General features: G+C 31.4%; 11 protein-coding genes. 3 read left to right on the top strand and 8 right to left on the bottom strand.

The features are described from left to right. Window positions 1-21: 21 nt before the first annotated feature. Together J2Z44_RS01345 and J2Z44_RS01350 are read right to left on the bottom strand one after the other, a co-directional pair. Window positions 22-1,380 (bottom strand): lactate/malate family dehydrogenase, encoded by a 1,359-nt coding sequence (locus J2Z44_RS01345; protein ID WP_021281570.1) that lies wholly within the window; start codon window positions 1,378-1,380, stop codon window positions 22-24. Window positions 1,381-1,443: 63 nt separating this feature from the next. Beyond that, complete coding sequence (locus J2Z44_RS01350; protein WP_021281569.1) at window positions 1,444-6,366, bottom strand: nucleotidyl transferase family protein; 4,923 nt, start codon at window positions 6,364-6,366, stop codon at window positions 1,444-1,446. Between the two features lie 187 nt (window positions 6,367-6,553). Here J2Z44_RS01350 and J2Z44_RS01355 point away from each other — a divergent pair, with 187 nt between their 5' ends. Next, entirely contained in the window at window positions 6,554-7,690 is a 1,137-nt protein-coding gene (locus J2Z44_RS01355; protein WP_021281568.1) for an SLC13 family permease, read from the top strand. A gap of 62 nt (window positions 7,691-7,752) precedes the next feature. Next, on the top strand, window positions 7,753-8,070 hold the full coding sequence (locus J2Z44_RS01360) for a hypothetical protein (protein WP_021281567.1): 318 nt from the start codon (window positions 7,753-7,755) through the stop codon (window positions 8,068-8,070). 132 nt (window positions 8,071-8,202) lie between these two features. Here J2Z44_RS01360 and J2Z44_RS01365 read toward each other — a convergent pair whose 3' ends face one another. The 6 genes from J2Z44_RS01365 to pdxS all read right to left on the bottom strand — a co-directional run bounded on the left by J2Z44_RS01365 (window position 8,203) and on the right by pdxS (window position 13,962). Next, window positions 8,203-8,991: a TIGR03943 family putative permease subunit gene (locus J2Z44_RS01365; RefSeq protein ID WP_021281566.1), complete on the bottom strand. Its 789-nt coding sequence runs from the start codon at window positions 8,989-8,991 to the stop codon at window positions 8,203-8,205. Beyond that, window positions 8,988-10,028, bottom strand: a complete 1,041-nt coding sequence (locus tag J2Z44_RS01370; RefSeq protein ID WP_021281565.1) for a permease — start codon at window positions 10,026-10,028, stop codon at window positions 8,988-8,990. The genes J2Z44_RS01365 and J2Z44_RS01370 overlap by 4 nt, the downstream gene beginning before the upstream one ends. Window positions 10,029-10,283: 255 nt before the next feature. Further along, the gene (locus J2Z44_RS01375) at window positions 10,284-10,913 is read right to left on the bottom strand and encodes a GTP-binding protein (protein ID WP_021281564.1); all 630 of its coding nucleotides are present in this window, start codon (window positions 10,911-10,913) and stop codon (window positions 10,284-10,286) included. A 14-nt stretch (window positions 10,914-10,927) separates the two neighbouring features. Further along, window positions 10,928-11,890: a CobW family GTP-binding protein gene (locus J2Z44_RS01380; RefSeq protein WP_021281563.1), complete on the bottom strand. Its 963-nt coding sequence runs from the start codon at window positions 11,888-11,890 to the stop codon at window positions 10,928-10,930. Window positions 11,891-12,488: 598 nt separating this feature from the next. Further along, a complete protein-coding gene (pdxT, locus tag J2Z44_RS01385; RefSeq protein ID WP_021281562.1) occupies window positions 12,489-13,103 on the bottom strand; it encodes a pyridoxal 5'-phosphate synthase glutaminase subunit PdxT in 615 nt (204 codons plus the stop codon). Next, window positions 13,084-13,962 (bottom strand): pyridoxal 5'-phosphate synthase lyase subunit PdxS, encoded by an 879-nt coding sequence (pdxS, locus tag J2Z44_RS01390; protein ID WP_031270916.1) that lies wholly within the window; start codon window positions 13,960-13,962, stop codon window positions 13,084-13,086. Before pdxS ends, pdxT begins: the two co-directional genes overlap by 20 nt. A gap of 140 nt (window positions 13,963-14,102) precedes the next feature. Between pdxS and pdxR the strand changes: the two genes are divergently transcribed. Beyond that, window positions 14,103-15,608: a MocR-like pyridoxine biosynthesis transcription factor PdxR gene (gene pdxR / locus J2Z44_RS01395; RefSeq protein ID WP_021281560.1), complete on the top strand. Its 1,506-nt coding sequence runs from the start codon at window positions 14,103-14,105 to the stop codon at window positions 15,606-15,608. Window positions 15,609-15,625 lie beyond the last annotated feature (17 nt).

The following is a 15,625-nucleotide window of genomic DNA, read 5'->3' on the forward strand; positions in this document are numbered from 1 at the left end:
CCTATTGTAAACTCTAAATTCTCAACTGTTGTAAAGTTCGTCCAACAGTTTATAGGTATGTTGAAGTTCTTCAAATAGCTGTAATGGGAATTCTAAGGTTTCAACTTCCGTACATCCCTTTAAAAATCTATTCTTGCATCCCATAAATGTTCCACCAATAAAGTTAGCGCTATAGTGCCACTGAGAATTAATTGTACTAAGTAACGCTAAACTTCCTGAGGATAATGCTGGTGCTATATAGGGCTTAAATCCAGTACCACGAACTTCTAAATTGGCAGTTTTTGTTTTTTGTGTTAATTCCTTAGATAAATCTTCCCTATAATTCTCAATACTATTTGCTATTATAAGTCCTTCTCCGTGAGGACCAAAAGCTCTACCTTCTAGCGGATAATTTTCAGTTTGTTTATTTTCCATAGCATAATAACAGGCTCTTGCGTTCATAACACCTAACCCATAACCCCTTATTTGCTCTGGAGCTAGTCCTTTAAAGTCCACTATTCCACTTTGGTCTTTATTACTCTCTTCAAAAGCTACCTTGCATAGCAAATCTACAGGGTCAGAGATCACTGCAAATATTCCCTTGAATCCACATTCTCTGGCCATCTTTGCATAAGAACTTATTATTTTAGAGTTGCCTTTAAATTGAATAAGTCTTACATCCTGAACTTCTTTCCCAACCTCAGGAACTCCAACAGATACACAGAATACAAATAGATCACAGTTAAAAATATCCCCTTCTTTAAGCCTTACAATATTTATATCTCTTTCCACCATATTGGGAGAAAGAATTTGCCCTAACTCTAACTTCCAACGATTAGTCTTATTTTCATCTCTATCATAAAGACCTAACTGCGATACCTTTTCACATCCTAGTAATTTAAGTCCTGTTAGTAGGGTTCCACCTACATCTCCTAACCCAACGACATTTATTTTCCACTTTTCGGGTTCCTTGTATTCAATTACATCTTTCCAGTTTTCGTAACCTATATTTAAGGAAATTATCCTTTTTTCCTCAATAGCATCAGCTACCCACTGGGGAATTGCTGGATTAGCTCCATTTAAGCTTTTTTCTTCTTCTATTTTTTGGGGTTTCTTAAGTAAGTCTAGAGTTTCTTCCTCTATAAATAAATGTTCCTTATGACTTACAACAAAGCTTCTTCTTGAATATTTAGGATTTAATAAATTAAGTGCATAAATTGTCCCGTCATATTCTTCTCCTTCATCCTGCGAAATCTCATGAAAATCCTCAAAACTGCTTGAGGTTAGCAAATTAGTATTAATCTCACTTTTTATATTATGTTCCTCAGGAATATTTGAAGCATATTCTTCATACTTTTTCTTTGAAATAATTAATTTATCTTTGTATTTATAATAAAACATAGGTTTCTCCTCTTAGTAATAATTTTTAGTAGTCAATTATTTGGCTAATACTTAAATGTTAATCTAAAAAAACATATTCTCCAGTCTTCTTAATTGCTCTAGATCATTTTGAAGATAATGAGATGGAGCTATAGTTAAATCATAGTACATATCCTTTCCAATATCAGGCCTACGTGGAGTGGTTAATACTTCCCCTAAAGAGCCTAAGGTTAGATTTCGAGTATATAATATGTGGTACTCATTTTCTAAGGCTCTTAGTATTTCAATGGAATTTTCTATACAAACCTTAGATAACTCAAAAATCTTGTTTTTATCTGCATTTCTTATAAAAATTGGATAAGTATAGGGAAGTATCGAGGTCACTGATGGAATTAGATTTCTCCTTGGATAAGCTCCTCTCCACAGGGCATCTCCTCCGATGAAGGGATACATAGAGTTTTCATTAAACCAAACCTTTAGCTTTGGAATAAAGTATACTGCATCTACTTCCCGTTCTTGCATATCCATTAAATCTTTTCCTCTTCCTGAAAGGATTCCAGCAATAATTTTCTTTACCTCAACCCCTTCCTTTTTTAAAAGTGGGTCTAAAGCTTTCATCCTGTAACCTTTATGAAGTATATTATCAACAAGAATCACTGGCCTATTAAAGGACTTTATCGTTTTCATTTGATTTTCTAGATTCAAATAATAAGGTGATTCTCCTATAAAAAAGCTCTTCATATCTGGACTATAATATTTTTCTGTATGAAGTGACTTTGTTACTGTGTTTGGCACCACATATCTATCAAGAATATCCCCATATGGAACACACATAGTTTCTCCATATTCCTTATTATGACTTACCTTTGTGGATACTCCATTTTCCTCACATATTTTTTTAATCATTTTTTGATGAAGAACATCTGTTTCAAAAGGAAGTATTAGCTCTCCTGGATATAGTCCAGTTAAAGCCTCCTGTAACCTCCTTCTTGTAGAGGAAACCACTGTTTTCACTCTACTGCTACTTCTAAAAGGTTCCTTTAGTACATTTTCAATATCTAAGTTCAGTACACAAGGATTGCTCATATCAACACCTAGAACAGGGATTCTATCATTGATTGTATCTAGTTCTTTAAACCCACACAAAGATAAACCTTGTAATATAGCATCTGTGTAAAACTCATCTTGCCTTGGTTTAAATAAAGCATACTCATAATCTTTAGATATAGCATAAGCTAAGGTTTCTGTGATTAATATTTCTTCCATAGCCTTATTCTTATCTTTATTATTTAAATAAATTGCATCAATAAGGATAAGCCTCCCTGTTCCACTTTCACGGATAAATCTAGCAACTTTATCACAGAGAACTTCCCTGTAAAGGTCATTGGAACGCACCCAATGCAGCGCTGAAAAACCTATAATTTCATGAGTTTCTGTATTTTTAATTATAACTAGCTTTGCAGCAGTCTTTTCTGAGTGTTCTTTTAAAAACACCTTAACTAATTCCTTGTGCTTGGAAGAAATACTAACACTTTTAATTAAATCCTCTGTAATTTCCTCCGCAAATTCAACATCTATATTAGAAGAGGTCAAAGATGTTTTTTCTAAAGGTTCCCTTTGATAGAAGCCTCTCTCATATACATACTGCTGAACTAACGGGTCTATTAAACTTGATATGTCACGATTTCTATCAATGTAGTCTCTAATTTGACTTGAACTAATAGTTGCATAGCTTGGAGGAAGATTTAAAACCATTACTTCCTCATTAATTTTCTGTTTAACATCCTCTAAATATTTACTTTTTCCTCTTTCAAAAATAATATGTGGAAAAGTATGGATAGAATTTTCGCTTTGAGACTTTTTATAACAAGAAGCATTTAGTACAACGTCACTACCAGCTACAAAATAAACTTGTGAATGACTAAAGTTTTCTCTGAGCTTTCTTAAATCCTCTGAATTCGATATATTGGTTTGGAATACTTCTGGATAAATAAATATATTTAATTCATCTGCAATGGACATATTTATTAGAATTTTCCTTAGTATGTTAGGCAAGGTTTTCTTTGACCAGGAAAACTCATCTACTGCTAGATAGACTTCAAAGCCCATGTCCCTAATTGCCCTTGCAATTATTTTATGACTTAAGGAGAAGGGGTCAAAGGTTCCAGGAAAAAAGGCTACTTTAGAACATGTAGGTATATCAATTTCCCCTTTGAAAAAGCTATAATCAGAAATAAATCTATATATGTGATTTAGGGCTGCTGAGTTAGTAAGGAAAATAATTCTGTCTCTCTCATCATCAGTAATTAAGGTTAGTACCTTCTTACCAATAAGTTTAAAAATATCATATTTTTCTTCTAAGGATAGGGTTTTCGCTCCAAAAATATCCTTACCTAAAGTGCTTATTGCTGCCTGTTTCACTCTAATTTTATAATCACCAAGACCATTTAATAATATGCCTATCATACTTACAAGTCTGCTACTATTGGATTCCTTCTTTTCACTAAATCTATCTTTATATTTCCCATAGCCTGCAACACAGATTCCAATAGTTTTTAAGATTAAAGGTTGTATATTTTCTTCTGATGCCTTTATTTTAATTTTAAAATCATCAATTACTTCATTTAGTTCCTTTGGCTCTAACCAAAGAAGTACTTCTCCAAGTAGTGGTGGGATATATTCTGTAAATCTATGCTCATCTATTTCTAATGCTCTTAAAAGTTCTACAGCCACTTCATTTCTTTCTGCTAAGGTTAACCGAGGCATAATCCTCAAAATAGCAAAACCAGCCCTTTTTCTTACAGTTTCAACTGCACTTACCTTCAATAAATTGCAAAAATGAATAGCTGTATGCAGTCCAGTTAGCTCTACATTTCTCAAGGTATACTCTAAAAGCAGTTGAATTTGGTGTTTTTTCTTTACCCAATCCGTGGCTGACTTTAAGTTGCTTAGAAAAATTTCTGGAATTCTTACAGAATCAAGATCACAAAATCTTTGAAACAAACAGATTTTTTCTTCTAAATCCATTAGGTTGGCTAAATTTAATTTCATTAAGTTCTCTGTAGGAATTTTACTCCTAGTATTTGTAACATTCAAATATTCACTAGTGATTTCTCTAATTAGGCTGTTGTTAGGTATTTTTTCTAGTACATCTCCAATAGCTTCTAAGGCTGCTAGTCTTAAACTAGCATTTCTCTTTTTAGCCATAGAAATTATATATTTGAATACCACTGTTAAACTTTCATCAAAGGGCTCCATAGGAATATACTTTACAGTTTCAATAAGAAATAACTGAGTTTCATTACTTAAAACACCTGTTGTCCTATAATAATCCATAAGTATATTTCTATATGTTGTTATCATGGTTTTTCTACAATTTTTAAAAAGCGAATTTACCATTATTCTAGTGCTATAACCTATCCAAGTTCTATGTCCTGGTATTATTTTATGACTTGGATTAAGAAGTAGGTCTAAATACTCTTTAAAAAGCTGCCCACTATTTATTTCTGGTCTATCTAAAATTACCTTTTTAGGGATTTCCTTATTATAGTCCTCATCAAAAATCCCTATTAAGACTCCTATAAGTTCAGCGCAATGACGTCTAATATCATCTTCTGGATGAATTAAATTATCATATAAGAATCTCATAGTTTGAATTTTTTGTTTCTGAGTTAAATAAGTGGAATACTCCTCAAAAACTCTTATATATTGCCTTAAATTTTTCCAATGTTCTTCACTTCTTGCTTGCTCAAAAATCTCTTCAATAGAGTACTCATCACGAAGAGCATACATAAGCTTTATGTTGTGGTTTATTGAAAGGTACCTTAAATTCTGAACTACTTCTTTTCCATGCATTAAGGAATAGATAGGTCTTTCATTAAGAGTTAGATTTTGAGTTTCTTCAAGGGTAGTATTAACTCCAATGCTCACTAAATAATCTTCGAAATCCTTTAGCTTTGCATAAACTCTTCTATATCTTTTTTCCTTTTTTTCATCTATATTTTCTAACTTATCTAAAATTACCTTAAAGGAATCTGCAAGGGAAAAAATGTGCATTTTCACACCTTTATCTGTTTCAATATTTTTCACTCTAAAGTCTGAATATATTAAAATCAAATTTTCAAGGGAAAGATTTTCAAGTTCCAAATCCCAAGTAGAGTGATTTATAGCTATATTTCTAATATAGTTTATATTATGCTTTTTAAACCATTGGTCTGTATAATAATAATGTAGATGAGGAACTCTTCTTAGTTCTTCCCCCTTGCAGCCATACTTACCGATGTCATGACCTGCTGCAGCTCCTGAAACTCTTCCTAAATCCACTGGAAGGTTCTTGAGTTTTGCCTGTCTTCCAATATATAAGGATAAATGATGAACCCCACAAATATGATCTAAGGTATTATATCCAAAGACCTCACCATTAAGCTTCATGGTTTCATAAATATAATCTCTCTTAAAAGCTTTAAGAAATCTAATATATTCTTCATCACTTTCAAGCCCTTGTATTTCTCCTTCAGTCAAAAACTTCATTGGATATAAGCTTTGCCAAGTATTATCCTCTGTGATCTTTTGAAACTCACATACTACTCTTAAAACCTTAAGGTAAGCCTCACAAATAGCATCATAATCTGAATTTAGCTTAATTGATATTGCATCAGGAAAAGCCTTTTTTAGGGAATAATTGTACAAATAACTTAGCCACTGCTTTTCATTATTTTCATCTTTGAAGTTGATATCTAAATTAAATTCTTCTTCTTTAAGCACATAATCTTTTTTCGACTTAACACTATCTAGTATATTTTTCATTAGACCTTCACATAAGTAAAGGGTCTTCCTGCAGGTAAAGTCCTTTTCTTCTGACATAGCAATTAAATTTTCTATATATGAATCGCTTTTTAAGAATTCTCCAATTAACGCCTTTGAAATATTACTTACTCTTAGATACCTTGAAGTCAAAAGTTTTTTCGATATCTTTTGATTGAGTTCCTTAAAGCTTAAGTTTTCCATCGCTACCCTCCTAATAAAATCTTTATGAGTTTTTAATGCAACTCTTTTACCTGTATTATATTTTAAATTATACCCTTCTAATCTTCTTATTTATAGGGTGTATCTTATTGTATTTTTAATGTATAGATTAAAAACTAGTTTTGATTTATAATATGGTGGTGAATTAAGTAAAAAGGAGCAATTTATTATGAGACTTACTATAAATTATTTAAATAAAAGCAACCTTTTAGTACAATTTATAAAAAAAGAACTAGTGCTTATCCTTGCACTAACCCTCGCACTATTATCTTCACTTTGGAACGTGCCTAAATTGGAATATATTGATTATAAAGTTCTAATTTTACTGTTTAACTTAATGGTAGTAGTTGAAGCCTATAAAGATTTAAAGGTTTTAGATGCTATGGCCACTTACATATTAAATAAAAGTACAAGCTACAAATATATCAGTTTAGGTTTAATCTTTATGACATTTTTCACTTCCATGCTTGTAACCAATGATGTAGCTCTCATCACCTTCGTTCCTCTAACTTTAATCATTGGAAAAAAGACAAAGATTAATGTAATGAAATTAATAGTTTTTCAAACCTTAGGTGCAAATCTTGGGAGTAGTTTAACTCCTATGGGAAATCCACAAAATTTATATATATATTCTTTCTACACTGTTAAGCCCTTGGAATTTTTTAAAACAACAATACCTTTAATGATTTTAGGTATTCTATTTCTTCTTGTATTAATACTTTTAGAGAAAAATAGAGATTTAACTTTTAAATTAGAGAATGTTGCTATAAAAAATACCACCCATACTATTATTTTCTCTATTTTATTCTTTTTAATTATTCTCTCAGTATTTCATATAGTTGACTACAAAACTACCTTTATTATAACCTTGCTAACAGTTTTAATTTTAAATAAAAATCTATTTTCTAGGGTTGATTATAGTTTACTTCTTACTTTTGTGGGCTTTTTTATTTTTATTGGAAATATATCCAATCTAGAGGAAGTTAAATCTTATATGTCTGCATTATTAAATAATAAGCCCTCTTCTTACTTTAGTGGGATTGTCCTGAGTCAAATTATCAGCAATGTACCTGCAACTATGCTGCTATCTAAGTTTACCCTCTATTATAAAGAACTTTTACTTGGGGTAAACATTGGGGGTATGGGTACTCTTATTGCATCTTTAGCTAGTGTAATTTCATACAAACTTTATATAAATGAATATTCGGATGAAAACAATAAATATCTAAAAGTCTTTACAGTATATAATTTAATAGGTTTACTATTATTTACATCTATAATTTATTTTCTACTAATAGTCCACTGAATATTAGTGCTTCATTTAAGAGATAATAAGGTTAGAGAAATGCTAGAAAGGATGTTTTATAAATGAAATTAACTATAGATGAATCCTTAGTATGCCCAAAATGTAACTCTAGTCACTTTGAAATGAAGCGTGAAGCCACTTATGTGTATACTTATGAAGTAAATCCACCTGATATGGTTTCCGATATTAAGGAGACTAAAGAAACTCCTTATTTATTTGATAATAGAGAACAGATTAATGAAAAAGAGTACCTAATTTGCAAGGATTGTGGTTCTACCTATCCTTGTTCTATTGATAGAAAGGATAATAAAATTAGTCTTACAATACTTCAAAAGGCTCTTCGTGCAGATCACCAAGAAAAACCTGAATTTTGGGGCTAATAATATCACAAGGACTAAAAATAGAACATATTGCTCTACCTTTAGTCCTTTATTTGCATTTAGGGGTTATGTTTAAACATTATTTCTAAAATTCTAGAGATTATAAAACCCACTAAAACTTACACTCTAATTCTATGGATAAACGTATATATTTTCTGGTGTTTCTATTTTTTCTATATTTACAATCTCTACTAAAGGTAGTATTAAAGTTCCTTCACTTTCTGCGCTCTTCTCCTCTGTGCTTCCAATAATTCCTTCCACCTTAACCCAAGTATCCTTTTCTAAATTAGGAGTTTCAGTCCATTTTGACATTAAGCCCATCACCTGAGCATCAGCTGCACAACAAGCCATGGACATCCTACCTACAACAAATTGGTCTGGCTTAAAATCTTCTCTTTTGAACACAAACCCACTAAGGATTACTTTTTTTCCTCTATATTTTTCTATATTCATTCCTATATCATTAACTGCCTTATAAAAATTATTATGTTCTATTACTATAGTGTTTCCATCAGTTGAAAATAGGGTTTCCTTTAACTTATCTTCTGTAGTCTTATTATTTTTTTCTAAAGCTGAATTTTTAAACTTATCACCTTTAACATAGCTTGGCAGATTTACACTTTTATTATTTGATATAGATAGATTCACTCCTTTTTCAGCTGCCGCAAAGCCTATAAATATAGTTAGAAGAAGTATGGTAAAACTCTTGTTAATTGGTTTAACGGTTTTAGGGATAAAAACCTTATTTCCTTGGTAGAAGGTTAGTATGGTAAATACCACCAAAGCAAAAATTATATATTTTATCATTTTGGGACTGATAAAATTATTTATTTTTCCTGTAAATAATAAAAAGTAAAAAAGAGTTGAAAATCCCAATAGTATTATAAATATTAAAAATTCTTCAAAATTAAACTTCTTCATTTAATCACCCCAAAACCAGTTAGAACATTTGTATAAGCAGCTATTATAAAAATTATTAATCCAATATAAACTACAAGTTTACCAGCTACTTTCCCTTTAAAATTACCTAAAAGCATAAAGGTGTTTTTTATATCTAACATTGGTCCAAGAAGCAAAAATCCTAATACTGATCCCGTAGTAAATTGTGACAAAAAGGTTCTTCCAATAAAGGCATCTGCCTCTGAACAAATTGATAAAAGAAAAGCAAGTGCCATCATTATACCAATGGAAGCCATAGGCTTATTACCTAATGATGATATTAGTTCCCTTGGAACTAAGGTTTGGAAAACTGCTGATATAAAAGCTCCAAAGATTAAATACTTGCTTATAGACAAAAATTCTCTAATGCTATGTTCCAAAATTATATTAAGTTTAGATTTATACTTGTTTAAGACATCATTACTATCGCAACCACAGTAACAGCCATATTCCTCTCTATATCCCTTGTTTTTCAAGGGTGATGATTTCCCATCTTCAGTTAGTGACACTAAAAGCCCAATAGTTATTGCTGCCAGAATTCCAAAGCCACCTCTCATTAATACCATAGAGGGTTTGTCATAAAAAGCATAATAAGTTGATAGTAGTACCACTGGATTTACTATTGGCACTGCTAACATAAAGGTTACCCCTAAACCTAAAGGAAGGCCTTTTTTAATTAATCTTCTAGCTATTGGAATTACAGCACATTCACAGACTGGGAAAATAAATCCCAAAAGGGAGGCTCCTAGAAATCCTAAAATTTTATTCTTGGGGATAATTTTAGCTATAGCCTCTTCTGACACAAACACTTGAATTAAAGCTGAAATTAAAGCTCCCAATAAAATAAAAGGAATTCCTTCTAGAATAATACTTATAAATATAGCTGCAAAGTTTTGAAGTGTGGCTCCATCTATAATTTCTAGTGTTTTTAGCTTTAGTAAACTAATAGCAATAATTCCCACTATAGCTGCGTAAATAAAGAGTTCATATCTTTTTTCATAAATTACTCTATTCTCCACTACTCTTCTCCTTTAATTTTTCATTTACTATATAGACATATTTACACTGAATCCCTACTATCACAATTACTTTTCAATTAATAATTATTCAAAGTAAATTGTTGGATAATATTAGTTTTCACTGTGGCTGTCTATACAAGATTTTATCTTGTAATCTTGATTTATTTATACTCAAAACCCTAACATAATCAATATAAATTTCATATATAAGTCAAGTGTTGCTTTTAATTTCTATAGATAAAACGCTGAAAGCTCTTATTTAAATAAATCTTTTAAAAATACATCCCAATTTTTTAGAGTTCCCCTATGAAATAGCTTGCTATATTTTACTATTTCTTTTATATTTTCTATATCTTTAACCTCTAAAACTGGAACAAATTCTTTATATTCCTTTATAAATTCTTTTAACCTTGCTACAGAGTTGTCTTCCATGTACTTTGTATTATTTATAACTACTAAATTGCTTAACTGCATACAAGGCATTAAAAATCTTCCCATATTACTTAAATATGGCTGAAGAGTTGCTGCTTCTGATATAAAATAAGTGGAAGTTAACTTTGAAAATTTCTTTATTTCTTTACAATGAATTAATTCCAATAATTCATTAATATCTTCGGTGCCATTAAATTCAATTATGACTCTATGAGGTGTAACTCTTTGCAGTATGTGACTAAATCTTTTTTCTGAAAACTCTCCATAAGTTAAAGTTGTGAATCTTACCCTGTTATCTTCTTTGAACTTTCTTTCTATTTCTGTTTCCCCTGTTTCAAGCTGTACTACAATAACCTTTTCATTTTTACTTAATGTACTTTCTAGAAGGGCATTAATAAACTTAGTTTTTCCTGAACCTATAAAACCTGTAACAATCTCAATATCTGTTTTCATAATAATCACTACTCCTATTTTGAGTTAAGAAATAGCTTTTTTATTGCTTCTTTATTTAATCCACTACCAATAATACATACTCTTCCTGTATATTCCGCATGACTTTCTCTAATTTGAAATTCATCTGGTACATAATCAAACTGTACCCACTTTTTATCTTCAGTTTCTACAATTCCTTTTGCTCTTAAAACTGTTCCATATGCTGAATTCTTTTCCATAATCTTCAAGAAATTCTCAAGGGATTTTTTACTGAAAGTCTTTGGTGTTTCGATGCCTACTGTTTGGAAAACTTCATTTGCCTTATGGTTTACAGTGGTTCTTACGCCAACTAACGCTACTGGCTTTTTCACTAAATTTACCACTTCTAAGTTATCCTTTTCCTTGCCTTCTCCAAGGGCAATTATTTTTTCCCCAGTTATACTATCCCAAGGAGTTGTAATTATATTTGCTTTACCATTAATTTTTTGTAAGTTCTCTACTACTTCTATGAGCTTGTATAAGGATAATTTTTGACTTCTACTGATTACTAAAGTATTAGCATGTTGAATTTGATTTTTGTAAAACTCACTAAAATTTTTTATATAGGTGTGATATTTCATTCCATCTACCACTGTGATTACCATATTAATCTCTGCCAGCTTTCTTATATCCTCTCCTCTACAAACCTTTAATATATCAGAAAGCTTTCCTACTCCCGAAGGTTCAATTATTATTCTAGTAGGCTTAAATCTTTCTATAACTTCTTTAATGGATTTATTAAAATCGGAAGTAACAGTACAACAAATGCACCCTGCATTTATTTCTTTTACTTGAACATTAGAGTCCTTTAAAATACTACCATCAATACCTACTTCTCCAAACTCATTTTCAATAATAACAAGGTTTTCCCCCTGTAATTTTTCCTTTATTAGTTTTTTAATGAGCATGGTTTTCCCTGCTCCTAAAAATCCTGAGAAAATATCTATTTTTGTTTTCAAGTTCATCTCCTCCATGTTTAACTTTTATTTTATTTCTTTTTTATTTGATTTTAAAAATCTCAGTTTTAAACTAATAGAGCTAGTTATGTAGATGTTAATTTAATATTTGTTTATAAAATTTATAAGATCTACATGTCTAACTAGACTAGTTATATTAACTTTTATAAAAGCTCACCTATATAACTCTGATAAAAGCAAGTTTGTCTCCTCTAATTTATATTTCTGCTAAGCTACATTTATTCATAAGATAGGATATTATGAACTTCAATGATAAAATCTTATTTTATTAATATATATGTTCTAATAAATAAACTACATTATAACCTTTAGAGTCCTCTATATTTGACAACTGCTTGGATGTAGAAAGTTAATTAGACCTTATATATACAAAAGGTTTGAGGAAAATTGGATAGACTTCCTAAATATATTGATTCTTCTCTTTTATTTTCTATAAGACAATGTCACCTAATTTATCCAAAACTCTTTTCTATACCATAATACAACCAAAAAGAAGTAAATGCAAATAATTTGCATTTACTTCTTTCTTCTTATATTTTTTCCCATAGGATGTCTATTAGATTCTAACCTTCACAAGCATCTATTCTTTACCCAAAATCATCCGCTCCACAAAGTATCTGTGAAAGCTTAAGTCCTCAGTCAATTCTGGATGAAAAGACGTTGCTAACATATTATTTTCCCTACAAGCTACAATGTTACCTTCTACTTCAGCTATAACTCGTGCTTCTCCCCAAAACCTTTCTACATAGGGAGCACGAATAAATACTAAAGGTATAGGATTTTCTAAAATTTCTTCTATAATTTTTGTAGTACTGAAACTGTTTAATTGACTTCCATAGGCATTTCTTTTAACTGCTATATTCATTACTTCTAGATGACCAGTTGGCTCTTTACATATTTCCTTAGCAAGAAGTATCATCCCTGCACAGGTTCCCCAAACTGGAAGTCCCTGCTCTATTCTCTGCTTAAGTGGCTCCATCAGTGAGAACTCCTTTAAGAGTTTTCCAATTGCGGTACTTTCTCCCCCCGGAATTATTATCCCTTGAACCTTATTAAGCTCCTGATGAGTTTTAACTGTAATAGCCTCCACATTTGGTATGAGCCTGAGCTTTTCTAAGTGCTCTTTAACTGCCCCTTGAATTCCTAGCACCCCAACTGTAACCATAGAATTCTCCTTACCATCCTCTATTTGCATATAAATTACCTTCTGGAATTTCTCTTATATCTAAGCTGCTCATTGCTTCTCCAAGCTCCTCAGACACCTCTGCAAGAACTTCAGGATTATTATAGTAAGTGGTAGCTTTAACTATAGCTTGCGCTCTTTTTTCAGGGTTTGAGGACTTAAATATACCTGAACCAACAAATACCCCATCACTTCCTAGCTGCATCATTAATGCTGCGTCCGCTGGAGTTGCAATTCCTCCTGCTGCAAAGTTTACTACCGGTAACTTTCCGTGCTCTTTTACATATAAAATCAGCTCATAGGGTGCTCCCATTTCCTTTGCAATGGTCATCAATTCCTCCTGTGATGCAAGTTGAACTTTTCTTACGTCTGAAATCATAGTTCTCATGTGTCTTACAGCTTCAACTACATTTCCCGTTCCTGCTTCTCCTTTTGTTCTTATCATGGATGCTCCTTCCCCAATTCTTCTAAGAGCTTCTCCTAGATTTCTAGCTCCACAAACAAAAGGAACCTTAAAAGCTTTTTTGTCTATATGAAAAACCTCATCTGCTGGTGTTAGAACCTCACTTTCATCTATATAATCCACATTTAGTGCTTCTAAAATTTGAGCCTCTACAAAATGTCCAATTCTAACCTTTGCCATAACAGGAATACTTACAGCACTTTGTATTTCTTTAATCATCTTAGGATCAGACATTCTAGCAACTCCCCCTTGCTTTCTAATATCTGATGGGACACGCTCCAGGGCCATAACTGCCACTGCTCCAGCCTTTTGTGCAATTTCTGCCTCTTTTGCGTTAACTACATCCATTATTACTCCACCTTTTAACATCTGAGCAAGGTTTTTGTTTAATTCATATCTTTCCATGATAATATACACTCCTTTACAAATATATAATGGTATTATATAATAACTGTACCGTTACAATTATTGTATGCACGGTTAAATTCACCCAATTATTACATACACTCTTTTTTAAGTCAATACAATTAGAAAGGAAAAAGAAAATTATGGTTAATGTATCGATACAATTAAATAAAGATATAACTACACCTATGTATCTTCAGCTTTCAAGCTCCATAGGTAATCTAATAAAAAGTGGGAAAATAAAACCCAAAGAAAAACTTCCTCCTATAAGAAAACTTGCTAATGATTTAGGCGTTAATAATGTGACAGTAGTAAATGCTTACAAACAGTTAGAAGCAAATGGTTATATAAAAGCCATTAAAGGAAGTGGATATTATGTACTAAATCTAGAAGATAAGCCTACTGAGAAAGCTTCTTCTATGACAAACCTAGAGGAAGATGAATTTTTAGAGCATGAAGATATAAAACTTATGTCAAATGGTCAAATAGAAATTTCTTCTAACACCATTAACTTTGCCAGTACCACTCCCGATCCTAGTATTTTCCCTATTGAGGCTTTTAAAAATTGTTTAAATGAAGTACTAGATAGGGATAAGGGCTATGCTTTTGGCTATCAAGAAAGTAATGGTTTCGAACCCTTAAGAGAATCTCTTTGTAGCTTTCTTGAGGTTTATACTAATATAACTGTAAAAAAAGAATATATTCAAATAGTGTCTGGTGCTCAGCAAGGTATAGATATTATTGGGAAGACGCTTTTAAATCCAGGTGATTATGTTATTACGGAAAACCCAACTTATACAGGAGCAGTTTCTGTTTTTAAATCTAGAGGAGCGCAAATTGTAGGAGTTCCTATTAATGAAAGTGGTATAGATTTGAAGGTTCTAGAAAGACAAATAATTAGGTATAACCCTAAACTAATTTATGTAATGACTAGATTTCAAAGTCCTACTACAATTTCCTACTCTAAGGAAAATCTTCAAGGTTTACTGAAGCTTTCTGAAAAATACGGAGTATACCTAGTAGAAGATGATTCTCTTGCGGGGCTTTCTTTTGAAAACTTTGATGAAAGTCCTTCCCTAAAATCACTTGACACAAAGGATAAAGTAATTTATATCAAAAGCTTTTCTAAGCTTTTAATGCCTGGTCTTAGAATAGGCTTCATAATATCTCCTGAAAATCTTTCTAGCGAACTTCTTAAGGCAAAGCATTCAACGGATATTTCTTCCTCTGGATTGATACAAAGAGCACTTCATTTATACTTTGAAAAGGGCCACTGGGAAGATCATATAAATTATATGAAGGATATTTACAAAGAAAAATATGAAGCTATGTTAAAATACCTAAATGAGCTAAAAAAATATGGAATAAATTTTACTGAGCCTAAGGGCGGGCTTAACTTTTGGATTACTCTTCCCCAAGGTGTTGAGGCTACAAAACTTTATCTTGAATGTGTAAAAGAAGATGTACTTATAGTACCTTGTAAAATCTTTTATGTGAACAATTATAGAAATAATGACAATACTATAAGATTGAGCTATGCAGCTACAAATCTAGAAGAAATAAAAGCAGGAATGAAAGTGCTTGAATACTCTATTATTAAATTACTAAATAAATCTAAAAGTCGAACTTATATGAGCCCTATGATCTAGTCATATTGAAAAAAACA

It is taken from the genome of Clostridium punense, from assembly GCF_017874425.1.
Taxonomy (GTDB): Bacteria; Bacillota; Clostridia; order Clostridiales; family Clostridiaceae; genus Clostridium_J; species Clostridium_J punense.